At 67.9% G+C, this 25,468-nt stretch carries 17 protein-coding genes; 8 read left to right on the top strand and 9 right to left on the bottom strand.

Features of this window, described 5'->3' with window-relative positions:
- Positions 1-113 precede the first annotated feature (113 nt).
- Genes AC07TU_RS18360 through AC07TU_RS18340 form a run of 5 tightly spaced genes read left to right on the top strand, consistent with a single transcriptional unit; the run spans position 114 to position 10,114 of the window.
- Positions 114-3,362, top strand: coding sequence for a TonB-dependent receptor domain-containing protein (locus AC07TU_RS18360; RefSeq protein WP_495189376.1), 3,249 nt, complete (start codon positions 114-116; stop codon positions 3,360-3,362).
- Entirely contained in the window at positions 3,362-5,290 is a 1,929-nt protein-coding gene (locus AC07TU_RS18355) for an alpha/beta hydrolase family protein (RefSeq protein WP_495189375.1), read from the top strand. The genes AC07TU_RS18360 and AC07TU_RS18355 overlap by 1 nt, the downstream gene beginning before the upstream one ends.
- The gene (locus AC07TU_RS18350) at positions 5,287-7,089 is read left to right on the top strand and encodes a DUF885 domain-containing protein (protein WP_495189374.1); all 1,803 of its coding nucleotides are present in this window, start codon (positions 5,287-5,289) and stop codon (positions 7,087-7,089) included. The genes AC07TU_RS18355 and AC07TU_RS18350 overlap by 4 nt, the downstream gene beginning before the upstream one ends.
- Positions 7,086-8,891, top strand: coding sequence for a DUF885 domain-containing protein (locus AC07TU_RS18345; RefSeq protein WP_495189373.1), 1,806 nt, complete (start codon positions 7,086-7,088; stop codon positions 8,889-8,891). Before AC07TU_RS18350 ends, AC07TU_RS18345 begins: the two co-directional genes overlap by 4 nt.
- Positions 8,888-10,114 carry a M1 aminopeptidase family protein gene (locus AC07TU_RS18340; RefSeq protein ID WP_495189372.1) on the top strand — a complete coding sequence of 409 codons (1,227 nt, stop codon included), beginning with the start codon at positions 8,888-8,890 and terminating at the stop codon, positions 10,112-10,114. The genes AC07TU_RS18345 and AC07TU_RS18340 overlap by 4 nt, the downstream gene beginning before the upstream one ends.
- A gap of 26 nt (positions 10,115-10,140) precedes the next feature.
- On the opposite strand, the gene AC07TU_RS18335 is transcribed toward AC07TU_RS18340, so the two are convergent.
- The 5 genes from AC07TU_RS18335 to AC07TU_RS18315 are packed head-to-tail and all read right to left on the bottom strand — an operon-like array spanning position 10,141 to position 15,485.
- A complete protein-coding gene (locus AC07TU_RS18335; RefSeq protein WP_495189371.1) occupies positions 10,141-10,965 on the bottom strand; it encodes an ABC transporter permease in 825 nt (274 codons plus the stop codon).
- Positions 10,962-12,125: an ABC transporter permease gene (locus AC07TU_RS18330; protein ID WP_495189370.1), complete on the bottom strand. Its 1,164-nt coding sequence runs from the start codon at positions 12,123-12,125 to the stop codon at positions 10,962-10,964. The genes AC07TU_RS18335 and AC07TU_RS18330 overlap by 4 nt, the downstream gene beginning before the upstream one ends.
- A complete protein-coding gene (locus tag AC07TU_RS18325) occupies positions 12,122-13,180 on the bottom strand; it encodes an ABC transporter substrate-binding protein (protein WP_495189369.1) in 1,059 nt (352 codons plus the stop codon). Before AC07TU_RS18325 ends, AC07TU_RS18330 begins: the two co-directional genes overlap by 4 nt.
- Entirely contained in the window at positions 13,177-14,280 is a 1,104-nt protein-coding gene (locus AC07TU_RS18320) for an ABC transporter ATP-binding protein (RefSeq protein WP_495189368.1), read from the bottom strand. Before AC07TU_RS18320 ends, AC07TU_RS18325 begins: the two co-directional genes overlap by 4 nt.
- Positions 14,277-15,485: an aminotransferase-like domain-containing protein gene (locus AC07TU_RS18315; protein WP_495189367.1), complete on the bottom strand. Its 1,209-nt coding sequence runs from the start codon at positions 15,483-15,485 to the stop codon at positions 14,277-14,279. The genes AC07TU_RS18320 and AC07TU_RS18315 overlap by 4 nt, the downstream gene beginning before the upstream one ends.
- A 144-nt stretch (positions 15,486-15,629) precedes the next feature.
- On the opposite strand from AC07TU_RS18315, the gene AC07TU_RS18310 reads away from it, so the two are divergent.
- Genes AC07TU_RS18310 through AC07TU_RS18300 form a run of 3 tightly spaced genes read left to right on the top strand, consistent with a single transcriptional unit; the run spans position 15,630 to position 19,017 of the window.
- Positions 15,630-17,018, top strand: a complete 1,389-nt coding sequence (locus AC07TU_RS18310) for an amidohydrolase (protein WP_495189366.1) — start codon at positions 15,630-15,632, stop codon at positions 17,016-17,018.
- Positions 17,015-18,283, top strand: a complete 1,269-nt coding sequence (locus AC07TU_RS18305) for an amidohydrolase family protein (RefSeq protein ID WP_495189365.1) — start codon at positions 17,015-17,017, stop codon at positions 18,281-18,283. The genes AC07TU_RS18310 and AC07TU_RS18305 overlap by 4 nt, the downstream gene beginning before the upstream one ends.
- The gene (locus AC07TU_RS18300) at positions 18,280-19,017 is read left to right on the top strand and encodes a hypothetical protein (protein WP_495189364.1); all 738 of its coding nucleotides are present in this window, start codon (positions 18,280-18,282) and stop codon (positions 19,015-19,017) included. The genes AC07TU_RS18305 and AC07TU_RS18300 overlap by 4 nt, the downstream gene beginning before the upstream one ends.
- Positions 19,018-19,020: 3 nt before the next feature.
- On the opposite strand, the gene AC07TU_RS18295 is transcribed toward AC07TU_RS18300, so the two are convergent.
- Genes AC07TU_RS18295 through AC07TU_RS18280 form a run of 4 tightly spaced genes read right to left on the bottom strand, consistent with a single transcriptional unit; the run spans position 19,021 to position 25,310 of the window.
- Positions 19,021-19,482, bottom strand: a complete 462-nt coding sequence (locus AC07TU_RS18295) for an FKBP-type peptidyl-prolyl cis-trans isomerase (RefSeq protein WP_495189363.1) — start codon at positions 19,480-19,482, stop codon at positions 19,021-19,023.
- Positions 19,479-22,280, bottom strand: coding sequence for a M16 family metallopeptidase (locus tag AC07TU_RS18290; RefSeq protein ID WP_495189362.1), 2,802 nt, complete (start codon positions 22,278-22,280; stop codon positions 19,479-19,481). Before AC07TU_RS18290 ends, AC07TU_RS18295 begins: the two co-directional genes overlap by 4 nt.
- Before the next feature lie 10 nt (positions 22,281-22,290).
- Positions 22,291-23,400, bottom strand: coding sequence for a dipeptidase (locus AC07TU_RS18285; protein WP_495189361.1), 1,110 nt, complete (start codon positions 23,398-23,400; stop codon positions 22,291-22,293).
- Positions 23,397-25,310, bottom strand: a complete 1,914-nt coding sequence (locus AC07TU_RS18280) for an amidohydrolase family protein (RefSeq protein ID WP_495189360.1) — start codon at positions 25,308-25,310, stop codon at positions 23,397-23,399. The genes AC07TU_RS18285 and AC07TU_RS18280 overlap by 4 nt, the downstream gene beginning before the upstream one ends.
- Positions 25,311-25,468: the final 158 nt, after the last annotated feature.

Here is a 25,468-nt window from a genome sequence, read left to right as displayed (position 1 = left end):
GTGGGGGATTTCGCACATCCGTCCCTCTCTTCCCCATGAGGCCGGATAACCGGCGAACCAGGGGGAGACAGCCAATGCGCAAGCAGCAGCAAGTACGGAACGGGGCACGGGCTATGTTTCTGGCCGGGGCGGCGATTGCCAGCCTTGGTGCCAGCGTCGTGGCGGCACCCGCCTGGGCACAGACGGCGCGGCAATATTCGGTTCCCGCGGGCGATGCGGGGGATGCGGTGCAGGCCGTCGCGCAGCAATCCGGTCTTCAGGTGATCGCCCCGGCGGCGGATCTGGCGGGCGTGCGCACCAACGCGATCAAGGGCAATTTCAGCGCGGTCGAGGCGCTGCGGCGGATGTTCGCCGGGACCGGGCTCGAGGTCGTGCAGACCGCGGGCGGCGCGGTGATGATCCGCCGTGCTGCGGCGGCACCTGTGGCGCAGGCGGATCAGGAAGCGCCGGTCCCCGCCGCGAGCGAGGACGTCGTCGTCACCGGCTCGCGTATCCTCCGGCCGGGTTTCGACACGCTGCAGGCGGCGACCTCGACCGATTCAGAGGAGATCGAGCGGCGCAGCTACACCAACGTGCTTGAGGCGTTGCAGGACACGCCCGGCTTCGCACCCGCGGCGTCGAGCCAGATCGGGACCAGCCAGGGCAATCTCGGCATCGCGCAGAGCTTCGCCAATTTCTTCGGGCTGGGATCGCAGCGCACGCTGAGCCTGGTCAACGGGCGGCGCTTCGTCTCGTCGAACACCGTGTCGGGATCGGGCGGATCGACCGCGCCGGGATCGCAGGTCGACCTCAACCTCATCCCCGTGGGGCTGGTGGAGCGGGTCGAGACGGTCGCGATCGGCGGCGCGCCGGTCTATGGTTCGGATGCGATTGCGGGCACGGTCAACGTCATCCTCAAGGAGAAGTACGAAGGGTTCCAGCTCACCGGCCAGGCGAGCATCAGCGACCGTGGCGACGCCGGCAACCAGATGGTGCGTGCGTTGATCGGCAAGAATTTCGCGAGCGGACGGGGTAATGTCGTGCTCGGCGCCGAATATGTCCGGCAGGACGGCATGCTGCTCACCGAGCGCTTCCCGTTTCGCTTCCTGACCTCGTCGGGCAACACCAATCCCAGCGACGGCATCTCCGCGCTGATGGTGGTCGACGATCTGCGCTACGCACCGCTGACCGATGGCGGGCTGCCATACACCGCGGGCGTGCCGATGCCTGGAACCTATATCGTCGATTCGGCAGGCAGGCCGCTTCAGTTCGGGACCAATGGCGATCTCGTCCCCTTCAAGCTGGGGGCGCCGTTCTTCGGTTCGTCCGCCGGGACCATCCCGATCTTCACCGATGGCGGGGACGGGCTGAACCCGGCGAAATACACCAGCCTGTTGTCGCCCAACGAGCGGTACCTGTTCAACCTCAACGCCAATTACGACGTCACCGACGGCATCAACTTCTTCGTCGAGGGCTCCTACGCCCATACCAGCGGCACCAAGCTGTCCGACCTGTTCCAGTTCGCCGCGCCCGGCATCCTCGGCGGTCCGGCGATTACGGTCAGCGTCAACAACCCGTTCCTGACACCGCAGGCGCGTGCGATCCTTGCGGCGAACGGCATCACCACCTCGTTCCGGCTCAACCGCAACTTCAACGACATCGTCGACCGTTTCCCGGCCCGGTCGGAGTTCGACGTCTATCGCATCGTCGCGGGGCTGAAGGGCGACTTCAAGCTCGGCGGCGCGGACTGGAACTGGGACGCCTCGTACAATTACGGGCACAGCCGCAACCGCTCCGAATTCAACCAGATCAACCTCACCCGGCTGCAGAACGCGATCAATGCGACCAGCACTACGACCTGCGCGGTCGGGGGCAGCTGCGTGCCGATCAACATCTTCGGCGAGGGTGCGGCGAGCGACGCGGCGGTCAACTATGTGCTCGATCGAGGCGTGGGGATCAGCGAGAATTCGATGGAGGTGTTCTCCGCGAACATGGGCGGCGCGCTGCCGTTCGGTATCGGCGGGCCGATCTCGATCGGCATCGGTTATGAGCATCGCCGCGAGTCCGGGTCGTTCGAAGGCGACGCGATCCTCAATGGCGGCCTGACGCTACTGGGCGGCGCCGTCGCCTTCCCGGACGCGCCCAGGGGCAGCTTCAACACCGACGAACTCTATGGCGAAGCGGTCGTCCCGCTCATCAGCGACGCGATGAATGTGCCGCTGGTCAAGTCGCTCCAGGCAGAGGGTTCGATCCGCTATGTCGACCATTCGGTCTCGGGCGGGGACATCACCTGGTCGGGCGGTGCGCGGATGCAGACGCGGTTCCTTGACGGGCTGACGCTGCGCGGCGTCTATACCCGCGCGATCCGCAACCCCTCGCTGGTCGAGTTGTTTCTCAACACCACACCGGTCGCGCGCGCGGGCAACGACGTGTGTGCCGCCAGCCGGGTCAATGCCGGTCCCAACCCGGCGGTCCGTCTCGCCAACTGCACCGCGGCACTCGCCGCGGTCGGCGGTCCGGCGCCGGGCGCCTTCCTCGCGACCACCAACGGCGCGTCGCCCTTTGGCCAGGTCGGCGGCAACCGCGAGCTGGAGAACGAGAAGGCGCGGTCCTGGTCGCTGGGGCTGGTCTATCAGCCGCCGTCGATCCGCAACCTGCGGCTATCGCTCGACTATAGCCGCATCCGGCTGGCCAATGCGATCTCGCGCTTCGACCTCGGCACTGCGCAGGCGGCCTGTTACGACAGCCCCAATTATCCGAACGAGAGCGCCTGCCAGGCCTTCCGCCGCCTGAACGTGGCGGAGGCGGCGGCCCAGAGCGCGGCGACGGGGCGGCAGCGCATCGCCGGCGACATCGCCGACGGCTATCAGGAAAGCTATTACAACAGCGCGCTGCTCGACTTCGCCGGGATCATCGGCGAGATCAACTACGCCTTCGCCGTGCCCAACATCGCCGGCACCGAGCCGGGCCAGCTGCGGTTGGGCTTCAAGGCCTTCTATATCGACTATTTCCGTACCCAGACGTCGGGCGGTTCGCCGGTGCTTCAGTCGCAAGGCACGGTCGGCTCGCCGCGCTGGGACGTCAACGGCCGCATCGGTTACAGCTTCGATCCGTTCGATTGGGACGTTCAGCTGCTCTGGACCAGCAAGACCGTCGGCAGCCGGACGCTCACCTACGAGAATACCCCGGTCAACGACTATCCGTCCTACACGCTGGTCAACACGACGTTCAGCGCGAAGGTGACCGAGAATTTCTCGCTCCAGTTCACCGTGCGTAACCTGTTCGACCGGCAAGTGCCGTATTCGGCGACGGTGACGCGGGCGTTCGGGGCATTCGATCCGATCGGCCGAACCTTCACGGCGCGCGCGGCGGTGGCGTTTTGATGCGGGCCAGTTTCGGCCTGTTCGCCACGGCGCTGTTGCTGGCACTGCCGTCCGCCGAGGCGGCAGCACAGCAGACCAAACGCTATACGATCGAACAGCTGATGGCCGCGGAAACGTTCGGCGGCATCTCTTTCTCGCCCGACGACCAGCTGCTGCTGACCACCAGCAACCGCACCGGCATCGCCAATCTCTACACGGTGCCGGTCGCGGGCGGGCCGATGCAACAGCTGACCCATTCGACCAAGGAGACGGTGAACGCAATCGGCTATTTCCCCGACGACCGGCGTATTCTCTATTCGAGCGATCAGGGCGGAAACGAACTCGCGCACATCTATGTCCGCGAACTCGACGGCAGCGTACGCGACACCACCCCGGGGACGAAGCACGTCGCGCGTTTCGTCGAATGGGCGAAGGACGGTAAATCCTTCTTCGTTCAGACCAACGAGCGCGACCCGCGTTACTTCGACCTCTACGAAATCACCACCGACGGCTATGTGAAGACGCTGCTGTTCGAGAATGACAAGGCGTACCAGATCCGCGCGGTCAGCGCCGATCGCCGCTATGTCGCGATGAGCCGCATCCACGACAACGCCAACAAGCGCGTCTATGTCTATGACCGCACCGAAAGGGCGCTGCGGGAAGTGACCGCGGGCTCGACCCCGGTGTCGGGCGAGCCCGAGACCTTCGCGCAGACCGGAGCGACCCTCTACTTCACCACCGACGATGGCGGCGAGTTCACCAGGCTCGCCCGGGTCGATCTTGCGACCGGGCGGCGCGAGACGATCTTCGCGCCCAAATGGGATGTGGCGGGCGCCGCGCTCAGCCGCGACGGCCGCACGATCGTCGCGACGGTGAATGAGGACGCGCGCAGCCGGCCCTATCTGTTCGACGCGGCGACACTGAAGCCGATCCCGCTCGCCGATCCGGCGCCGGGCGCCAGCATCGGCCTGCGCCTCGGCAATCGCGGCGGCATCGCCGCGATCTCGCTGACCAATGGCGCGACGCCCGGCGACATCGCGATCCTCGACCTCAGGACCGGCAAGCGCCGTCCGCTACTCAATGCGCAGGCGCCCGGCGTCGCGCAGAGCGACCTCGTCCCCGGCAAGATGGTCCGCTTCGCCTCCTATGACGGGGTCAAGGTGCCGGGCGTGCTCTACGTGCCGCACGACGCCAGACCCGGCGACAAGCGGCCGGCGGTCATCCATGTCCATGGCGGCCCCGGTGACGAGAGCCGGATCGGCTACCGCCCGCTGATGCAGTATCTGACCAACGGCGGTTACGTCGTGTTCGAGATCAACAATCGCGGCAGCTCGGGCTCGGGCCGTACCTTCTATCATATGGACGACAAGAAGCACGGTGACGCCGATCTCGACGATGTCGTCGCGGCGAAGAAGATGCTGGTCGCGACCGGTTTCGTCGACGGCGACAAGATCGCGATCGAGGGGCAGAGCTATGGCGGCTACATGACGCTTGCCGGGCTCGCCTTCCGCCCGAAGGAATTCGCGGCGGGCGTCGATATCTACGGCGTGTCGAACTGGGTGCGGCTGCTCAAGAACACGCCTGCCTGGTGGGAGGATCTGCGCCGCCTGCTCTATACCGAAGTCGGCGATCCCGCGACCGATGAGGCGTACCTGACCAAGATCTCGCCGGTCTTTCATGCTGACCGGATCGAGCGGCCGCTGCTCGTGCTTCAGGGCGCGAACGATCCGCGTGTGCTGCCCGTTGAATCCGAAGATATCGTCGCCAAGGTCAAGGCGCGCGGCGTTCCGGTCGAATATATCTCCTTCCCCGACGAGGGGCATGGCTTCCGCAAGAAGGCCAACCAGATCGTCGCCTATCGCGCGATCCGCGACTTTCTCGACAAGCATGTCGCCAAACGCGGCGACGATCCGGATGCGGCGCGCGGCGGCCTGCCGATCGGCGAATGAGCGGCCCGACGATAGGCCGGCGGGCGCTGCTCGCCGGCGGTGCAGCGCTTGCCGCATGGCCGGCCGCGGCAGCATCGGATGAGGCTGCGCGGCTCGATGCGTTCTTCGAGGCGTCGTTCCGCAAGCGCATTGCCCGCAATCCGCTCAGCCAGTCGGGCCTCGGCATCAAGGACGGACAGGATCGCTGGCCTGATCCCGGCGATGCACGTGCCGTCGAGGACGCCGGACTCGTGCGCGCCGAGCTGGCCGAGCTTTCCCGTTTCGATACGAGCGCCCTCGATCCCGAGCGGAAGCTCAGCGTGCGGCTGTTCGACTATACCGGGCGGCAGGCGCTGACCGCACATCGCTGGCGCGGCAATCGCTATCCGGTGTGCCAGATGCGCGGGCCTCAGCGCGTCATTCCCCAGACGCTGATCAACAACCACCCGATCGCCGATCGGGCGGATGCGCAGGCCTATGTCGCACGGCTGCGCGGCGTGAAGCCCTATCTGGAGGGGATCGTTGCGGGACTGGACGCGCAGGCCGCGGCGGGCGTGCTGCCGCCCAATTTTTCCTATCCGCTGGTGATCGGCAATTGCGCGGCGCTGATCCGCGGCGCGCCGTTCGGCGGCACCGGCGACAGCCCGATCCTCGCCGATTTCCGGGAGAAGGTCGGCAAGCTGGCGATGGCCGAGGGCGAGCGCGCCCGGCTGGTGGAGGAAGCCGAGGCGGCGATGCGCGATGGTTTCGGTCCCGGTTTCCGGACGCTGATCGCCTGGCTCGAACGCGGGCAGGCGCGAATGACGCGCAATGACGGGGTGTGGAGCCTGCCCGAGGGCGACGCCTATTACCGTGCTGCGCTCGAGCTCGAGACGACGCTGCCACTCACGCCTCAGGAGGTGCATCGCACCGGACTGGAAGAAGTGGCGCGGCTTCATGCGGCGATGCGCGCGGTGATGGCCAAATCGGGCTTCACCGGGTCGCTCACCGATTTCTTCGCGTTCGTCGGCAAGGACGATCGCTTCTACTATCCCAATACCCCGGCGGGCAGGGCTGCCTATCTCGACGCGATGCGCGGGCATATCGCGGCGGTCGAGGCCCGGCTGGGAGAGGTGATGACGCGCGTCCCCAAGGCCGGGATGATCGTCAAGCCGGTCGAGCCCTGGCTCGAACGCTCGGCCGCGACCGCGGGCTATTTCGCACCTACGCCCGACGGGTCGCGGCCGGGGATCCTCTACGTCAACACCGTCGAGATGCGGAACCTGCCCAAATACGAGCTGTCTGCGCTTGCCTTTCACGAGGGGGTTCCCGGACACCATCTCGAACGCGCGATCAGCCAGGAGCTGACGCACCTGCCCGCTTTCCGCCGTCAGGGCGGTTATACCGCCTATAGCGAGGGCTGGGCGCTCTACGCCGAGCAACTGCCCTATGCGATGGGGCTGTACACCGATCCCTATCAGGAATTCGGCCAGCTCTCGCAGGAGCTGATGCGCGCCGGGCGGTTGGTCGTCGATACCGGGCTGCATCATCTGCGCTGGAGCCGCGAGCGCGCGATCGACTGGCTCGTCGCTAACACGCCGGGCAGCCGCGCCGATCATGTGACCGCGGTGCAGCGCTACATCGTCACGCCCGGGCAGGCGACCGCCTATGAGATCGGCAAGCTCAAGATGGTCGAACTGCGCGAGCGTGCCGAGAAGCGCCTGGGGCGCCGCTATGACGCGCGACGGTTCAACGACGCGCTGCTCGGCAGCGGGCCGCTGCCGCTCGCGCTGCTCGACGAAGTGATGACGCGATGGATCGCGAATGGAGGCGGGGCATGAGGGCAGGGGTGACGCGGCGCGGATTGATGGGCGCTTTCGCGGCGGCGGCGCTGCCGGCGCGTGCCTGGGCGTTGACGGGTGGCGAGGACGCCCGGCTCGACGCCTTTTTCGAGGCGGTGTGGCAGCGCGGGATCGATCGCAACCCTGTGCGTCAGTCGCAGCTCGGCATCAAGCGCGATCAGGACAAGTGGAACGATGTGAGCGAGGCGAACGCGATCGAGAGCCAGAAGCTGCTTGAGCAGGATCTGGCGGCGCTGGCAGGGTTCGATCGCACGAAGCTGTCGCTGCAGGCGCGGATCAGCCTCCGCATGTTCGAGGATAATGGCCGCGAGGCGATCGAGCGCTTCGCGCTGCGCCGCAACGATTATGTGATGACGCAGATGGGCGGGATGCATACCCGCGTTCCGATCACTCTGCTCAACACGCACAGTATCGCCGACCGTGCCGATGCCGAAGCCTATTGCGCGCGGATCGAGCGCGTCGGACCGCTGATGGATCAGGTGGTCGCGGAGCTGGAGCGCCAGGAGGCGGCCGGGGTCTTGCCGCCGCGCTTCGTCTATCCGCTGGTGATCGGGCCGAGCGAGAATATGCTCAAGGGCCACCCGTTCGATGTCAGCGGGGCCGACTGCCCGATCCTCGCCGATTTCCGCGCCAAGCTTGCCAAGGCAGGCATCGCCGATACCGATCCGCTGGTTGCCCGCGCGCAGGCGGGGCTCAGTGGGCCGTTCGCCAATGGCTATCGCAAGCTGATCGCGCATCTTCGCGGCGCCGAGGCGCGGGCGGATACGCGCGACGGGGTGTGGAAGCTGCCGCAGGGCGACGTCTATTACCGCCAGCAGCTGGAGGCCTATACCTCGCTGCCGCTCACGGCAGAGGCGATCCATGATCTTGGTCTGGAGCAGGTCGCGCGCATCCATCGCGAAATGAGCGCGATCATGCGCAAGGTCGGCTTCGCCGGCACGCTGCAGGCCTTCTTCGAGCATGTCCGCACCGATCCGCGCTTCTTCTATCCGCAGACCGATGCCGGCAAGGCCGCCTATGTCGCCGATGCCGAGCGGCTGCTCGCCGAGATTCGCGGGCGGCAGGGCGACATGTTCACGATCATCCCCAAGGCGCCGGTGGTGGTGCGGCCGGTCGAGGCATGGCGCGAGCAGTCGGCGGCCAAGGCCTTCTACCAGAACCCGCCGCAGGACGGATCTCGGCCGGGCGTGTTCTACATCAATCTCTACGACATGAAGGCGCAGCCCAAATGGCAGCTCGCCGCGACGCTCTATCACGAGGCGATCCCGGGCCATCACATCGAGACCTGCGTCGCGCACGACATGGCCGGGTTGCCCAAGTTCCGGCGTTTCGCGAGCGCCACGGCGTTCAGCGAGGGCTGGGGGCTGTATTCGGAGCGGCTGCCCAAGGAACTGGGGCTGTATGCCGATCCCTATGACGATTTCGGGCGCCTCTCGCTTGAACTGATGCGCGCGTGCCGGCTGGTGGTCGACACCGGAATCCACGCCAAACGCTGGAGCCGCGAGCGCGCGGTTGCCTACATGGATGCGAACATGCCGAGCAGTCACTACGACAACCAGCGCGAGATCGACCGCTATATCGTGCTGCCGGGTCAGGCCTGCTCCTACTATGTCGGGATGCGCAAGATCCTCGAACTGCGCGAGCGGGCAAAGGCGAAGCTGGGCGCAAAATTCGACATTCGCGGCTTCCACGACACCATTTTGGGTAACGGGCCGCTGCCGCTGCCGATCCTGGAGGAACAGGTCGATGGCTGGATCGCGCGGGGAGGGCGCCGGACATGAAGCGGTCATTGATCAGCGTGACGGCGCTGCTGCTCGCGAGCGCGGCCCATGCCGAGGCACCGCATTATGACGTGAAGGCGAAGTTCGCTCCCGACGGCGCACTCACCGCCGACGTCACCGTGACACTGACCGAGGCGCTGCCGGAAAAGGCGTTCCTGCTCTCGAAGCGCTTTACGCTTGAGCCGATGCAGCTTCCGCGCGGCGTGACGATGAAGAGCGAGGCGTCGGCCTCACCGATGCCCGATCTCGTCAAATACAGCTTCAGCTTCGATCGGCCGAGCGCGCAGCCGCGCAAGCTGCGCTTCCGCTACGCCGGCCCGATCGTGACGGCGAACGACAGCGGCAATCCGCCGCTGCGGCCCGAAGGCTATGAGCTGTTCATCGATCATATGTGGTTTCCGGTCGGCGCCGATATCCAGACGCGCTTCACGGTCGATGCGACGATCGACGGCCTCGCGCCGGATCTCGTCGTGGTCGCGCAGGGCGATGTCACGCGGACCCCGACCGGTGCGCGCATCCGTCGCAACTTCGTCGATATCGATCTGCCGATGGTGGCGATGCGCGGCCTGAAGCGCGCCGACGCCCATGGCGTCGAATTCTACGCCCGCGATCTCGATACGCGGCTGTCGGGTTTCTACGTCAAGCATGCCGAGGGCGCGGCACGCTATTTCGAGGCGATGTTCGGGCCGCTGCCGCGCAAGGTGCGGATCGCGCAGGTGTGGCGGCCCAAGTCGCTGGGCTATGCCCGCACGGCCTATACCGTCGTGTCGGAAGGCGGCCGCAGCGGGCCCGACGTCGCAGAGATCAACCCGGCCGCCTATGTCGCGCACGAGATCTCGCACGCCTGGTGGATGCTCGCCAGCCCGCTGACCGATGATTTCTGGCTGGTTGAATCGACCGCCTCCTACATGGCGCAGCGCTACCGCGAGGCGGCGTTCGGCGTTGCCGAAGCCGAGAAGGCGCTTGTCGAGTTGCGTAAGGCCGCGGCGACCGCGGGGCCGGTGATGGGGCATGGCCGGCCGAACCGCGTTCAGCTCTATGCCAAGGGTCCGGTGCTGCTGGTCGACCTTGAACGGCGGATCGGGCGTCCGGCAATGGATCGGCTGATGGCCGTCATGGCGCGCGAGCCGGTGCACACCACCGCGATCTTCCTCAAGCATCTGACCGAAATTGGCGGGGCCGATGCCGCGCGGGACTTCAAGGCGGCGCTGCTCGCCGCCTGAGCCTCAGGGCTGAATGTCGATCCGCCCTAGTGGGTGGGCGGTCCGTAGAGCCGCTCCGCCCGCCGGCGCAGCAGCTCGGCGCTCCCCAGCAGCAAGGTGGAGGCGATCACCAGCAGCGTCGCGGCGGCGGTGATCGCCGGGCTGATCTGCTCGCGTACCCCCTCGAACATCTGGATCGGCAGCGTGCGCTGCTCGGGCCCGGCGAGGAACAAGGTGACGACGGTCTCGTCGAACGAAGTCATGAACGCGAACACCGCCCCTGCTGCGACACCGGGCGCAATCAGCGGCAGCAGCACACGAAGCAATACCGTCAATGGTGGCGCCCCAAGGCTGATGCCCGCGCGCAGTAGCGACCCGTCGAAGCCATGGAGCGAGGCGGCGACCACGATCACCACGAAGGGCGCCGCAAGGACGGTATGCGCAATGATCAGTCCGACGAAGCTGTTGGTGAGGCCGATGGGCGCGAACAGGAAGTAGAAGGCGATCGCGACGACGATCACCGGTACTACCAACGGCGCGCCGAGCAGGGCGACGACCAGCGGTCGCGCGCGCGACTTCAGATTGACCAGCCCGATCGCGGCGAGCGTGCCGAGCGGGGTCGCGATCGCGGTGGTCGCGCCGGCGATGATCAGGCTGTTGGCGAAGGAGCGCGTCCAGTCGGGCGACGCCGCCAGCATCCGGTACCAGCGCAGCGACAGGCCGTTCTCGGGAAGGACGAGGAAACTGGTCGGGTTGAACGACATCGGCACGATCGCGAGGATCGGCAGCAGCAGGAAGGCGAGGACGAGCCCCGCGACCCCGATCAGCGCGATGCGCGCGACCCGCTCGCCCCTGGAAGCCGGCACGCTCATATCGGCCGCCAGCCAGAGACGGTGCGGCCGAGGATCAGCACAGCGCCGAGTGGAATCACCAGCAGGATGCTGAGCGCCGCCGCCATGCCCCAGTTGAGCGAGCGGTTGGTGTAGAAGGCGATCGAAGCGCTGACCATCTGATCGGCGCCGCCGCCGACCAATGCCGGGGTGACGTAATAGCCAAGCGCCAGCGTAAACACGATCACCGCGCCTGCGATCACGCCGGGCAGGGTCTGCGGGAAGTAGACGCGGACGAACGCGGAGACCGGTCCGGCGCCGAGCGAGCGCGCCGCGCGCAGCGTGTCGGGCGGCACCCCCCGCATCACGCCGTAGAGTGGCAGGATGAAGAAGGGCAGCAGCACGTGCGTCATGGCAATGTAAACTCCGGTCCGGCTGTAGAGCAGCGGCAGCGGCGCCTGCGCGAGCCCGAACGCCTGGATCAGCCCGTTCACCACGCCGTTGGTCTGGAGCAGCACGACCCAGGCGGTGGTTCGCACCAGCGTCGAGGTCCAGAAGGGCAGCAGGACGATAATCAGCAGCGGATTGGCCAGCCTGGGCGGGGCGCTCGCGACCAGATAGGCGACGGGATAGCCCAGCACGATGCAGAGCAAGGCCACGATCGCGCTGATCTTGAAGGTGCGCAGCAGGATCCCGGTGAATACCGCCTGTTCGTCCGGGACGGAGACGACATTGCCGTCAGGGTCGACGCGGCGATCGAGTGCGGCCCAGAGGTAGAAGCTGCTCGTTGGCCCGCTGGCATGGCGCAGCGCCGACCAGGTCGCCCGATCGCCCCAGCGCGGATCGATCCGGGCGAGATCGGTGACCGAACCGCCGGCTGCGCCTTGATCGAGCCGGGCAGCGGTCGCGAAGATCAGGCTGCGCGAGCCGACAATGTCATAGTTGAGGCGGTTGGCGATGCGGTTGATCGTCCCGGCGTGACGCGCCGCGCGCATCTCTCCTGCTGCGGTTGCTGCGGCGGCGTCGGGAGGCAGGGCAGCGCCATCCCAGGCGCGCAAGGCCTCAGCGGTGCGCGGCATGACCGCAGGCAATTCCTGCTCGCTCACCCCCCGCGTCAGCATCATCGCGACCGGCGCAGCGAAGGCGACCAACAGCGTGATGAGCAGTGGAGCGAGCAGCGCGAATGGCCAGAAGCGTTTCACCGTGCGACCCAGGCATTGAAGCGCTGCGTGAGCTCATCGCCATATTCGACCCAGAAATCGCCATCGAGCTTGAGCGCGCGCTTCATATTCTCGGGCTCGGTCGCGGTATTCTCACGCCAGCGCGGCTCGATCGCTTCCTGGGCCGCGCGGTTGGTGAGGCCGGTGGGCATGATCCGCGCCAGATTCATCTGGTTTTCGGGCCGGGTCGCGAAGCGAATGAATTGCATCGCTTCGGCCTTGCGCGGGCTGTTCTTGAGGATTGCCCAATAATCAACGGCATAGATGTTGCCGTTCCACTGCAGCTTGAAGTTGCGCTTCTCGTCGCGGTTGGCGACGACGAGGCGGCCGGGGCTGGTGACCGACATCACGACTTCGCCCGACCCGAGCAGGTCGGGCACCTGCGCCACCGACGACCACCACACGACGTGGGGTTTGAGCTCGTCGAGCTTGTGGAAGGCGCGGTCGACTCCGGCGCGGGTGCGTAACAGCGGATAGACCTGGGCAGCGGGTACCCCATCGGCCATCAGCGCGATCTCGAGCGCATATTTGGGGGTCTTGCGGATGCCACGCTTGCCGGGGAAGCGGCGCACGTCCCAGAAATCGCCCCAGCTCTGGGGACCGGCACCGGCAATGCGATCGCCGTCATAGCCGATCAGATACGACCAGAGCTGCGATCCGACCCCGCAGGTGCTGATCGCGGCATCGGTGAAGGTCTCTCGCCCGCCGAGCGCTGCCCAGTCGAGCGGCTCGAAGAGGCCTTCCTCGCAGCCAAGGATGATCTCCTCGGTCTCTGCCTGGACGACGTCCCAGCTGGTATCGCCGCCCAGCACCTTGGTGCGGATCACACCGATGCCGCCGTGCCAGCTGTCCTCGCGCACCGCGATGCCGGTGGTCTTGCTGAACGGTGCGACCAGTGCCTGCCGGTCAGCCGCCTGCGAGCTTCCGCCCCAGCCGACTATGGTGAGTGGCCGCGGTTCCTTGGCGGCATCGCATCCGGCCAATGCCAGCAAGGCGGCAAGACCGGCGAACCCTATTCCAAACCCCCTTGGAATCATCCGTTTGCGCCTCCCACAGCGTCTTTTTGAGCGAAGGCGAACGCGCTGTCGACCGTCCAGCCGAGCGCGATCCGATCGTCGCGAACCGCCCCCGGCGAGCGTGCAGTGATCTGCCCGCCGCCGGGCAGCCTGGCGTAGATGCGCATGTGGTCGCCGAGATACAGGCGATCCTCGATCATCGCGTCGAAATGGTTGGCGAGGGTGCCGGCATCCTGACCGGTCTGTACCGCTTCGGGCCGGACGGTAACGACGGCGCGGTCCCCCGCAGCGAGGCCATTGCTGGCGCGGGCGCGAATCCTGGCGCCCCCCGCGATCTCGACCGTGCAGCGATCGCTGCTGCGCTCGACGACGACGCCGTCGAGCCGGTTGTTCTCGCCGATGAAGCCGGCGACGAAGGCGTTCGTCGGCGTGTCGTAGATCGCGCGCGGTGTATCGACCTGCTGCAGCCGCCCGCCGGCGAATACAGCGATGCGATCGCTCATCGCCAGTGCCTCCGCCTGATCGTGGGTGACGTAGATCACCGTGACGCCGGTGCGGCGCTGAATCTGCTTGATCTCGACCTGAAGCTTCTCGCGCAGTTGGCGGTCGAGCGCGCCGAGCGGCTCGTCCATCAGCACGACATCGGGGTTGAAGATCAGCGCGCGCGCCAGGGCGACGCGCTGCTGCTGCCCGCCGGAGATGGTGTTGATGCGGCGGGCGCCCAATCCTTCGAGATTGACCAGGGCGAGCGCGTCGGCGATCCGCGCCCTTGCCGCGCTACCGCGAATACCGCGCACCGCGAGCGGGAAAGCAAGATTCTGCGCGACCGTCATGTGCGGGAACAGCGCGTAGTTCTGGAACACGACGCCCATGTTGCGGCGATGCGGCGGCTTGTCGGCGAGCGACGCGCCGTCGAGGCGGATGTCGCCCTTGCTGATGCGCTCGAACCCGGCAAGCATCATCAGCGTCGTGGTCTTGCCCGATCCCGACGGCCCGAGCAGCGTCAGGAACTCGCCGCGGCGTACCGACAGGTCGAGGTCGGCGACCGCCCAGTGCGCGCCGTCATAGGTCTTGCCGACGCCGCTGATCTCGACCAGTGCGGGATCGTTGGCGCTGCTCACCGCGCGGTCATCGCACGATAGACCTCGGCCAGGCGGACGATGCCGGCTTCGATCGTGTCGGGGGTGGCGAAACTGTAGGACAGCCGGACATGGTTGCGCGGCGGCGCGCAATTGCCAGTCGTGGCGCCCGCGAAGAAGCGGCTCCCTGCGATCAGGTTGATCCCGGCCACTTCGGCATTGGCGGCAAGCCGGTCGCCGTCGACGTGCGCGGGCAGGGTGAGCCACAGATAATAGCCGCCCTCGGGCACCTGCACGCGGACCTCGGGTAACTCGCGGGTGAGCGCCGCCAGCATCCGGTCGCGGCGCAGGTGGTAGGCGTCGCGCACGCGAGTGATATGCGCCTCGAACGCCGGCGAGCGCCCGAACTCGTAGAGAATGCGCTGGATCAGCGCCGAGGATCCGCCCTCCGCCTTGAGCCGGATCAGCCGCGCGATGATCTCGGGATCGGCGGCGATCCACCCCATCCGCAGCCCCGGCGCGACCAGCTTGGAGAAGGTGCCGACATGCAGGACGACGCCATGAGTATCGAGGGCCTTGAGCGAAGGAACGGCCTCGCCCTCGAACCGCACGCGGCGATAGGGTGTATCCTCGATCACCGCGATGCCATGACGTGCGGCGAGGTCAACCAGTGCGCGGCGCCGGTCGAGCGGCATCGTCACCCCGCTGGGGTTATGGAAATCGGCGACGTTGTAGATCAGCTTGGGCGGCGGCAGGCCTTCTGCCGCGCGGCGGGCAAGGGTGGCTTCGAGTTCGTCGATGCGGATGCCGGCCTCATCCTGGCCGATCTCGATGAACTCGACTCCATAGACGCCGAAGATCGGGATCGCGGTGAAGTACATCGGTGCGGTGACGACGATCGCGTCGCCCTCGTCGAGGAGCAGTCGTGAGATGAGATCGAGGCCGTTCTTGGCGCCGTTGATGATCAGCAGGTTCTGCGCGGTCAGCGCGCAGCCGTCGCGGTTCATGAGATCGGCGATCCATTCGCGCAGCAGCGGCTGGCCCTGACCGGCGGAATATTGCAGCGTTTCCGCGCGATATTCATTGAGCGCGGCCTGTGCGAACGGCGTGAGATCCGGGAGCAGATCGGACGCGGCGAACCCTGAATCGAACGCGATCACGCCATCGTCCAGCTCCGACGGAAAATGCGACCCCGGAAACACGGTCGAAAGCCCCGCCGCGCGGCGTGCAAGACGAAGATCAGCCACCCCTTCTCCCATTTCTTTCGCAACCCGCATTCGTCGCGAGCGGCCCCGCTTGGAAGGATGGATGGCGCCCGCAAATCCGCCATCCGATTGATCGGCTGGGGGATTCGCCTGGCCGGTCCATCGTCGCTTGAAAGGGGGAGAAAAATGCCGGTCGAGGTGAGACGAGGTTGGGCGATCGTGATGCTGTCGCCGCTGCTGGCCGCAGTGGCGGAGCTGCCGCGCGGCCTGGATCCGCAGGCGGTGCCGGACCCGTTTCCGAGCACCTATGTCCCGGCACCGTCGGGGCCGCTCGCGATCGTCGGCGCGACCCTGCTGACCGGGACCGGTGCGGAGATCGCCGACGCGACATTGCTGCTGCGCGATGGGAAGGTCGAGGCGGCCGGGCAGGCGCTGGCGGTGCCGGCGGGCTATGCGGTGATCGACGCGCGCGGCAAATGGGTGACGCCGGGGGTGATCGACGCGCATTCCCACCTCGGCGCATCGGGCTCTCCGTCGATCCCCGCGCATGACGATACCAACGAGGCGACCGCGCCCAACGCCGCTGAGGCATGGATCGAGCATTCGGTGTGGCCGCAGGACCCCAAGTTCCGCCTCGCCCGGGCGGCGGGGGTAACGACGCTTCAGCTGCTGCCGGGATCGGCCAATTTGTTCGGCGGGCGATCGGTGACGGTGCGCAACGTGCCGGCGACGAGCGTTCAGGCGATGAAGCTGCCCGGCGCGCCATACGGCCTCAAGATGGCATGCGGCGAGAATCCCAAGGCGACGTTCGGCGGGCGCGGGCGGGCGCCGGCGACGCGGATGGGCAATGTCGCGGGCTATCGCGCCGCCTGGATCGCCGCCGCCGACTATGCCCGGCGCTGGGACGCGTGGCGTGCCAAGGGGGCGGGGGAGCCGCCGCGTCGCGATCTGCAGCTCGATACGTTGGCGGGGGTGCTCAAGGGCGAGATCCGCGTCCAGAACCATTGCTATCGTGCGGACGAGATGACGGTGATGATCGACGTCGCGCGCGAGTTCGGCTTCCGCATTGCCGCCTTCCATCACGCCAGCGAGGCGTACAAGATCGCACCGCTGCTGACACGCGAAGGCATCTGCATCGCTACCTGGGCCGAGGCATGGGGGGCGAAGATGGAATCGTTCGACGGGATCGAGGAGAATGCCGCGATGATCGAGGCGGCGGGCGGCTGTGCGGTGCTACATTCGGACGATGGCCTGCTCGGCCAGCGGCTTAATCAGGAGGCGGGGATCGCGATGGCTGCGGGCCGGGCATCGGGGCTGGCGGTCGATCGCGGGACGGCGATCAAGTGGATCACGCTCAACCCGGCGAGAGCAATGGGCATCGATCGGCTGACCGGATCGCTGGAGCCGGGCAAGGCGGCCGATGTCGTGATCTGGGGTGCCGATCCGCTCAGCGTCTATGCGCTGGCCGAGCGCGTATGGATCGACGGTGTGCTGGTCTGGGATCGCGCCGATCCGGCGATGCAAGCGCGCCAGCGCAGCGACATGATGCTGGGCCAGCCGGAGATGATGCGATGATCGGCCGCACCAGCGCCTTCCTCGCCTGCTTCATGGCGATGCCCGCGGCGGGGCAAGATATAACGATCGTCAATGCGCGCATCCTCAGCATGGGTCCGGCTGGCGAGATTCCGCGCGGCACGGTGGTGATTCGTGCGGGCCGCGTCGTCGCTATCGGCGCTGGCATCGCCCCGCCCCCGGGCGTGCCTGTGGTTGATGCTGCGGGCAGGGTGGCGACGCCCGGTTTCGTCGCGCCCTACACCACGCTCGGGCTGGTCGAGGCCCGCTCGGTCGCGGCGACCGACGATCGCGCCTCGACCAGCCCGGCGGTCAGCGCCGCCCTCGATGCCGGCGACGGACTCAATCCCGAGTCGGTGCTGATCCCGGTCGCGCGGCTCGGCGGGATCACCCGCTCGATCGTCGTGCCGGGCTATGCCCGAAGCGGCGACCGCGAACTCCTGTTCGCCGGACAGGCAGCGGCGGTGCAACTCGGCACCGGCGGCGCGATGCTCACCCGGCGGGGTGTCGCGATGGTGCTGGCGATGGGCGAGGACGGCGCCGAGCGCGGCGGCGGATCGCGCGGTGCGGCGCTCGCGCTGCTGCGCGCATCGCTGGATGAGGTGCGGACCTATGCGCGGCGGCGCGCGGACTATGATCGCGGCGCGATGTCGCCACTGTCGTTGTCGCGCGCCGATCTCGAGGCTCTGGTGCCGCTGGTCGAGGGACGGATGCCGCTGCTGGTCACCATCAACCGCGCGTCGGACATCCGCGAGATGCTCGACTTTGCCCGTGCGCAGGGTCTTCGCCTGATCCTGGAAGGCGCGGCGGAGGGATGGCGGGTCGCGCCGGAGATCGCCGCGGCGAAGGTGCCGGTGCTGCTGACCCCGATCGAGAATGTCCCGGCGAGCTTCGAGATGCTGGGTGCGACGCTGACCAATGCGCGGCGCCTGCACGCGGCGGGGGTGACGATCGCGTTCGAGCCCAACGGCCCGCAGCGTGAGCGCGAGTTGCGCCAGAATGCGGGGAATGCCGTCGCCGAGGGGCTGCCGCACGCGGCGGCGCTCGCCGCGATCACGATCAACCCGGCGCGGATCTTTGGCCTTGCCGATCGAATCGGCTCGCTGGAGCCGGGCAAGGACGGGGACGTGGTGCTGTGGGACGGCGATCCGCTCGAAACCACCACGCGGCCGGTGGCGATCTATATCCGCGGGGTCGCGCAACCGATGACCTCGCGCCAGACCGAATTGCGAGACCGATATCTACCCAATGTGAGGAGGACCCAATGAAGATCGACCCGACCAAGTTGCTGATGGTCTATTCGGCGGTGCTGACGGTGGGGGCCGTTGGCATGATGAACACTGGTGGCGCGGTCGCGCAGTCGGGCGGTGCCGCCGGCGGCAAGGCATCGTTCGACACGATCGACGTCAAGCGCATCAACGTCCGCGAGGACGACGGCACGCTGCGCATGATCGTGTCCAACACCAGCCGTTCGCCCGGCATCATCTTCCACGGGAAGGAGCGGCCCCACCCCAGCGGCAACCGCGGCGCCGGGATCATCTTCTACAACAATGAGGGGACCGAGAATGGCGGCCTGACGTTCAGCGGCCAGCGCGGGAAGGACGGCAAGACATCCGGCGGCGGGCATCTGAGCTTCGACCAGTTCGAGCAGGACCAGGTGATCCAGCTGACGCAGAACGAATATGACGGGCGGCGCTGGGCGGCGATGATCGTCAACGACCGGCCCGAAGCCCCGCTCGACCTCGACCTGCTCGACCAATATCGCAAGATGCCCGAGGGGGCGGCCAAGACGGAGATGGCGAAGAAGCTGGCCGCCGGCGGGTTCGGGGTGAGCCAGCGGCTCTACGCGGGCAAGACGCGCGATCGCGCATCGACCGTCATCCTGGGCGACGAGAAGGGGCGGCCGCGGATTGCGCTGAAGGTCACCGCCGAGGGCGCCGCCTCGATCGATTTCCTCGACGAAGCCGGCAAGGTGGTGAAGTCGCTCTCGCCGACGTCCTGACGATCAGGGCGCGGGCGGTGCTATCGCGATCAGTTCGATCGCGAAGATCAGCGTCGCCCCGCCCGGGATCGGCCCGCGGCCCTTGAAGCCGTAAGCGAGCACCGCCGGGATCGCGAGTTCGATCGTGTCGCCGACCCCGGCGAACTGGACCCCCTCGGTCCACCCCTTCACCACCCGGCCGAGCGGAAAGCTCACCGGCTCGCCGCGCGCGACCGAGCTGTCGAATTCAGCGCCGTCGACGAAACGCCCGACATAATGGACGGTGACGCGATCGGCGGCGGTCGGGCGGGCGCCCGATCCATCCCCCTTGATCCGCCGCCAGCGCAGGCCCGAGGCGGTCGTCCGCCACCCCTGGGCCGCACCGCGTTCGGCGAGCGCAAGCTGCTGGCGGTTGTGCCAGGCGACGTCCTGCGCGACCTCCGCGACAGGGGCCGCCTGCACGGCCAGAAGCGTTGCGAGGATCATTGCGCCATCAGCCCCGCCGCATCGGACATCTCGATTGCAGGATATTTGGCCTTGAGCGCGGGCAGCCAGGTCTTGCTGTCGCCCACAACCAGCACCACGGCGCGCCTGGGATCGAGCCGCTGTGCCGCCGCCGCCAGCGCCGGCCCACTCACCTCCGGTGCCGCCCCGAGCTCGCTGCGCGCAACCGATAGCGGGACGCCGGTCGCCACCAGATCGGCGAGATAATCGCCAAGGCTGGCGGTGCGGTCGGTCCGGGTGACGAGACCGCGCGCGACCGAATCGCCGCGTTCGGCGATCGCCGCTGCATCCGGGGGCGCGGCGGCCAACCGGGTGAACTGCGCGAGGACCAGGTCGACCACCTCGGGCGCGGATTCGGTCTTTGTCTGGGTCGCCGCGATCACATAGCCGGCGCCGCGCCGCATATCGATCTGGCTGCCCGCGCCGTAGCTGAGCCCGCGCTTCTCGCGGATCTCCTTGCTCAACCAGCCGCTCATGCCGCCGCCGAGCACGGCATTGGCGACCTGAAGCGCGCGATGGTCGCCGGCCGAACGCGGTCCGACCGGTAGCATCGCGACCACTGCGGTCTGCGCGACGCCGGGCAGATCGACCGCGACGATCCGCGGTCTGGGGTCGGGAATGGCTGGGAGGGGAGCAACTGCACCCCCCTGCCAGGCTCCGAACGCGCCTTGAGCGAGCGCCGTTGCGGCGCGCCTGTCGAGTGCACCGGTCACGACCAGCGTGGCGCTGCGCGGACCCCATGCAGCGCGCGCCTTTGCGATATCCGCGCCGTCGACCGCGGCCAATGTCGCAGCGGTTGCGACGCCGCCATAGGGTGTGCCGCCTGCGACGGCCGCGGGCAGCAGCCGCATAGCGAGCTGAACCGGCTGACGCTCGCTCACGGCGATGGCATCCGTCAGCCGGCGGCGTTCGCGGCCAAGTTCCGCCGCGTCGTTGGTGGGGCGCATCACGATATCGGCCATCAGCTCCGCTGCTGCCTCGGCATTCGCGGCGGGAACGGTCATGCGCAGGATCGTCGCGTCCGGGGTCGCATTTGCCGCCATGCGAACGCCGAGGCGGTCGAGCGCGGCGCCGAATGCGGCGGCGTCGCGTCCGCCGGCACCGCGCAGCATGAGTGCGGCAGTCAGGTCGGCGCGGCCGGCATGCCCCGCCGGGTCGCTCGAATCCCCGCCGGGCAGCACCAGTTCGAGCGTCACGATCGGAAGGTCGGTTGACTGTGCACTGACGACGGTCAGCCCGTTGACGAGCTTGCCGTCGGCGATCACCGGCGGCTGGCGGCGCTGCGGCCCGGGACCAGGCGGCTGTTCGCGCTCTGCCGCGCTGGCAAAGCTCAGCGGCGGGCGCGTTGCGGGCGGCACGGTGACGCCCATCGTCTCGACCGCGTTGGGGGAGGTGTCGCCGGTATAGCCCGCCGGGCGCAGGCTCTCGTCCTGGTAGCGGATCGTGACGCGGCGGCGGTCGGCGAGCCAGCGCCCGGCGATGCGCTGGACATCGGCCGGAGTCACCGCACGGATCGCCGCGAGCCTCTTGTCCGCCATGCCGGGATCGTCGGCCAGCGTCGCACCGTCGCCGATCAGCAGCGCACGCCCCTGCGTCGTCTCACGCGCGGTCAGCGCATCGCCGAGCAGCGCGCTCTTGACCGCGTCGAGCTCGGCGGCGCTCACCGGCTGGTCGCGGATTGCGGTGAACTCGCCGGCCAGCGCGGCCTCGGCATCCGCGACCTTGGCGCCCTTGGCCAGCGTGGTGACGATGGCATAGGCATGCCCGTCGCGGGTGAGGAAGTTGAAGGTGCTGTTGCTCACCGCCAGCCCCTTGCCGCTGACCAGCGCGCGGTTGAGCCGGCCGGTGGTGTTGCGGGTGAGCAAAGCGTCAACCACGTCGATTCCGGCGGAGTCGGGATCGGCGGCGGGCGGTGCGATCCAGGCGGTGATGATCGCCGGCAGCGGAACATTGGGCGCATAAGCATCGACCAGGCGCGGTGCCGTCCGCTCGGGCTCACGCACGGGCGGCGTCACGATCAGCGGCGTCGATGGCTTTGGGATCGCACCGAGATAGCGGTCGGTCCATCTGTCCAACTGGGCGGGGTCGAAATTGCCCGCGACCACCACGACCATGTTGTCGGGGCGGTAGAAGGCTTCGTGAAATGCGCTCACCTCGGCAAAGGTCGCGCGATCGAGTTCGGCGGCGGTACCGCCGATCGGCCGGCCATAGGGATGGGTGGTGAAGACGAAGCCGGGGATCAGGTGGTGCAGGATCCGGCCATAGGGCTGGGCGAAGATGCGCTGGCGCAGTTCCTCCTTCACCACGTCGCGTTCGGAGGCATATTGCTTCTCGTCGACGATCAGGTTCCTGAGCCGCTCGCCCTCCATCCACAACAGGCTTTCGAGCCGGTTGGCGGCCGCGCTCGTGGTATAGAGCGTGGTGTCGAACAGGGTGGTGGCGTTGGAGCTTTCGGCAAAGCTGGCCTGGAACGCGCTGACCCCCTGCGGCAGGTTGCGCGTCGGCTTGAACATCAGATGCTCGAACAGATGTGCGAAGCCGCCGCGCCCCTTGGGGTCGTCGCGCTGGCCGGTTCGGTACCAGACATAGACGCTGACCGACGCCGCCTTGGGATCGCGATGCGCGTAGACCGTCATGCCGTTGGCCAGCATACGCTTGGTATAGGCAAGCGGCGGTATCGTGATCGGCCGGGCGGTGACCGCGGCGGGGGCTTGCTGTGCGATTGCTGCAGGCGGCACGAATGCCGCCGTGGCGAGAAGTGCGGCGAGCATGATCTTCATGGTTTCCCCCTCAGTTGTCGGGCCACAGCGTTCCATACAGGCGCGCGAAATTGCCGCCCAGAATCTTGTCGATGCGCCGCGCCGGATGGCCGCGTGCCGCGAGGTCGCGGCCGATGTCGAGGAACCGGCGCGGGCTGGTGTAATCGGGAATGAGGTTGAGCACGTCGGGCGCCTCGCCCGGTGCCGCGATCCCGCGCTTCGCGCGGCTTTCGTAGAATTCGCGCTGTGCGGCATAGGCCGCAGCATCGGTGCGCTGCGCGGTGAGCGAACCGTCGGTGCCGATGCCGACATGATCCTCGCCGCAGATGTTCAAGGCGTGCTCGATATGGCGGATCAGGTCCTCCGCCCGCGGCTGGCCGGAGGCGCGCAGGAACGGCATCAGGTAGATGCCGGCGACGCCGCCCTTGTCGGCCATCGCGCGCAGCGTCGCGTCGCCGACATTGCGCGGCACATCGTTGAGCGCGCGGCAGCCGGTGTGGCTGATCGCCATCGGCCGCGTCGCCGCAGCGACCCCCTCGGCGATGGTGCGCGCGCCGCCATGGCTCAGGTCGAGCGCGATCTTCTGCGCCTCGATCTCTGCGATCACGCGGCGGCCATAGTCGGACAGGCCCGCATCGGCGCGCTCGATCGCGCCGTCGCCGGCAAGGTTGCGGGTGTTGTAGGTGAGCTGGATCATCCGCACGCCCATCGCGCGGAACAGCGCGACATGGGCGAGATCGCCTTCGAGCGGGCTGGTATCCTGGAAGTTGCAGATGATCCCCAGCCGCCCGCTGCGCTTCGCCTCGGCAAGGTCGGCGGCGGTACGCACGAGGATCAGCAATTTCGGGTGGTCGAGACACATCTGCGCGACGCGCGCGACCTCGGCTACCGAATCGTGGAACTGGCCGGGGCCGCTGCCGACGCGGCCGACGGTCATGCTGAGCGCGGTCATCCCCGCGGCCTGGATCGCGGCGATCACCTCCGGCGTCATGCGCTGTCCGCCGCCGGTCGAACCCTGGCCGTCGATCACCGTCGCGCGGGCATAGTCGCGCTCACCCCAGCGGGGCGGGGGAGCGGCACCGATCAGCGTACTCGCGGCGAATGCAGCACCGCCGCCCAGCAGCGCGCGCCGCGTCGTCATACGCAGCGCCCGCGGCGCGGGGCGAGGCCGGCGGCGATCGCGAGCGCATCGCCGTCGAAGACCGTACCCTGCTTGATCACCAGGGCGGCGCACCGCACAGCGCCGATCCGGGCGAGCGGGTCGCCGTCGAGCAGCACCAGGTCGGCGCGCTTGCCCTTTGCGATCGACCCGGTAGTGGCATCGAGCTTCATCACCCGCGCGGCGCCGAGCGTGGCGTTATAGAGGACGTCGGCGGGGGCGAGGCCTGCGGCGACATGGAGCTCGAGCTCGCGTGAATAGAGCGCCGCGCCGCCGTCGGTGCCGTTGACCACGGGGACGCCGGCATCGTGCAGCCGTTTGAGCAGCTGCTGCATCCGCGTGAACGAGGCGCGATAGGCCTTGAGCTCCTCCGGGGTCTTCGCCCGACCTCCCGCCCGGGTGCCGCGCAGCGATGTCGCCGGCATGCGCGATGCCCAGGGCACGGTCGCCGCCGCCATCTCCCCCTTCCAGCCGGTGAACATGTTCTCGAAGGTGACGAGTGTGGGGTCGACCACGGTGCCGGCCGCCTTGAGCCGGGCGACGAACTCGCGGGCGGCGGGGCCATCGGGATCGATCTCGTGCCCACGCGTATAGGCGTCGATGAAGCGCGAAGGGGTCTGGCTGCGCGCCAGCACCTCGGGGCCAAGGAAGCTCAGCAGCCACATATTGCCGTGCTGAATCTCGTCGTAGCCGAGCGCGATAGCGTCACTGGCCGTGAGACCGGACGGCAAGTGCCCGCCGACGCGCATTCCCTTGGCGTGGGCACGCGCGATCGCTGCACGCGCCGCGTCAACGGGGATCGAGCTGTAGAGCTTGACCATGGGATAGCCGAGCGCGGCGAAATGGTCGACCTCGGCTTCCGCCTCGGCCGGGGTGGTCACCAGCGACTTGGTCGGGCCGGCAAAGGGGCCGCGTCCGTCGATCAGCCCGGCCTTGAGCACGCGCGGGCCGAGCAGCACGCCGCTGTCGAACTGATCGGTGATCCGCTTCAGAGGCACCGGGTCATTGCCGAGATCGCGTGCCGTGGTTACCCCGGCGGCGAGCGCCATCACCCCCTCCTCTGACCCGAGCACATGGACGTGCATGTCCCACATCCCCGGGATCAGCACGCGCCCGCGCGCGTCAATCACCCTGGCGCCGGCGGGTGCGGCGATGCTCCCGTCCGCGCCGACCGCTGTGATCGTCTCGCCGCGCAAGAGCACGCTGGTGCCGGGACGCAGCGTTCGCGTCTCGGCATCGAACAGCCGCGCGCCTCTGATCAGTACCCCGGCCGGGTTGTTCTGTGTCAGCCGCTTGGCTGTCGCGCGCGCAGCTTGCTGGAACGCATCGGCTTCGGCGGCGAGCAATGCCGACTGCTCGGCCTCATGCCCTTCACGGATCACGCCGATCCAGTTGCTGCCGCTGGCGAAGAGCTGGCGATTGCCGTCCAGCCAGATGCCCGACGGCGACATGCCGAGACCGTCGATCGCGAAAAGCGTCGCCGTGCCGCCACCGGTAATCGGTCGCGTGGCGAGGCTGCGGATCGATGCTTCGCCCGACGGGAGCAGCTTGAGCTTGCGCCCCGGGGCGGCAAGCAGGGCGCGGGCGAGCATCGCGGTCGCTTCGGCATCGCCCTCATTGGCGACATAATAGCCGCCGGCAGCGGCGCTGCCCTGGTCGACCGCGCTGGTCCACGTCGCGCGGATGCCGGAGACGGCGAAATTTTCGGCGGTTGCAATGCGGCGATAGTCGGTGCCGGAGATCGCGAGGCGGATTGGAAAACCCCGGGGATCGAGCTGAATCACCGTCTCGAGATCGGGGCCGCGACCGCGATCGCGAAAGCTGAGGAAGGAGCGCTGCGCGCCATCGGTCGTCTCGATCACGCGCAGGCTGCCCTTGGCATCTCCCGACATGATCACGGTATAGCGTCGCTCGGCAGGTGCGGCGCCGGGCAGCAGAAGTGCGGCCGCTGCAAGAGCGAGACTTCTCGGAAGAATATGTTTCGGCATCCCCATCACGATGGATGGCGCGAGTATTTCCACTATTGCGGACGAGCAGCCAGACGGTCCTG

It is taken from the genome of Sphingomonas sp. GW821-FHT03E12 (genome assembly GCF_059420685.1).
The sequence above is the reverse complement of the archived record's forward strand: the minus strand, read 5'-3'. Positions and strand labels throughout refer to the sequence as shown.

Bases quoted from the DNA above. Each gene is read 5' to 3' on its own strand.
- AC07TU_RS18290 (WP_495189362.1), bottom strand. From the start codon at position 22,280: ATGAAGATCATGCTCGCCGCACTTCTCGCCACGGCGGCATTCGTGCCG.
- AC07TU_RS18285 (WP_495189361.1), bottom strand. From the start codon at position 23,400: ATGACGACGCGGCGCGCGCTGCTGGGCGGCGGTGCTGCATTCGCCGCG.
- AC07TU_RS18325 (WP_495189369.1), bottom strand. From the start codon at position 13,180: ATGATTCCAAGGGGGTTTGGAATAGGGTTCGCCGGTCTTGCCGCCTTG.
- AC07TU_RS18310 (WP_495189366.1), top strand. From the start codon at position 15,630: ATGCCGGTCGAGGTGAGACGAGGTTGGGCGATCGTGATGCTGTCGCCG.
- AC07TU_RS18340 (WP_495189372.1), top strand. From the start codon at position 8,888: ATGAAGCGGTCATTGATCAGCGTGACGGCGCTGCTGCTCGCGAGCGCG.
- AC07TU_RS18350 (WP_495189374.1), top strand. From the start codon at position 5,287: ATGAGCGGCCCGACGATAGGCCGGCGGGCGCTGCTCGCCGGCGGTGCA.
- AC07TU_RS18305 (WP_495189365.1), top strand. From the start codon at position 17,015: ATGATCGGCCGCACCAGCGCCTTCCTCGCCTGCTTCATGGCGATGCCC.
- AC07TU_RS18355 (WP_495189375.1), top strand. From the start codon at position 3,362: ATGCGGGCCAGTTTCGGCCTGTTCGCCACGGCGCTGTTGCTGGCACTG.
- AC07TU_RS18300 (WP_495189364.1), top strand. From the start codon at position 18,280: ATGAAGATCGACCCGACCAAGTTGCTGATGGTCTATTCGGCGGTGCTG.
- AC07TU_RS18295 (WP_495189363.1), bottom strand. From the start codon at position 19,482: ATGATCCTCGCAACGCTTCTGGCCGTGCAGGCGGCCCCTGTCGCGGAG.
- AC07TU_RS18345 (WP_495189373.1), top strand. From the start codon at position 7,086: ATGAGGGCAGGGGTGACGCGGCGCGGATTGATGGGCGCTTTCGCGGCG.
- AC07TU_RS18335 (WP_495189371.1), bottom strand. From the start codon at position 10,965: ATGAGCGTGCCGGCTTCCAGGGGCGAGCGGGTCGCGCGCATCGCGCTG.
- AC07TU_RS18280 (WP_495189360.1), bottom strand. From the start codon at position 25,310: ATGTCGGGAGATGCCAAGGGCAGCCTGCGCGTGATCGAGACGACCGAT.
- AC07TU_RS18360 (WP_495189376.1), top strand. From the start codon at position 114: ATGTTTCTGGCCGGGGCGGCGATTGCCAGCCTTGGTGCCAGCGTCGTG.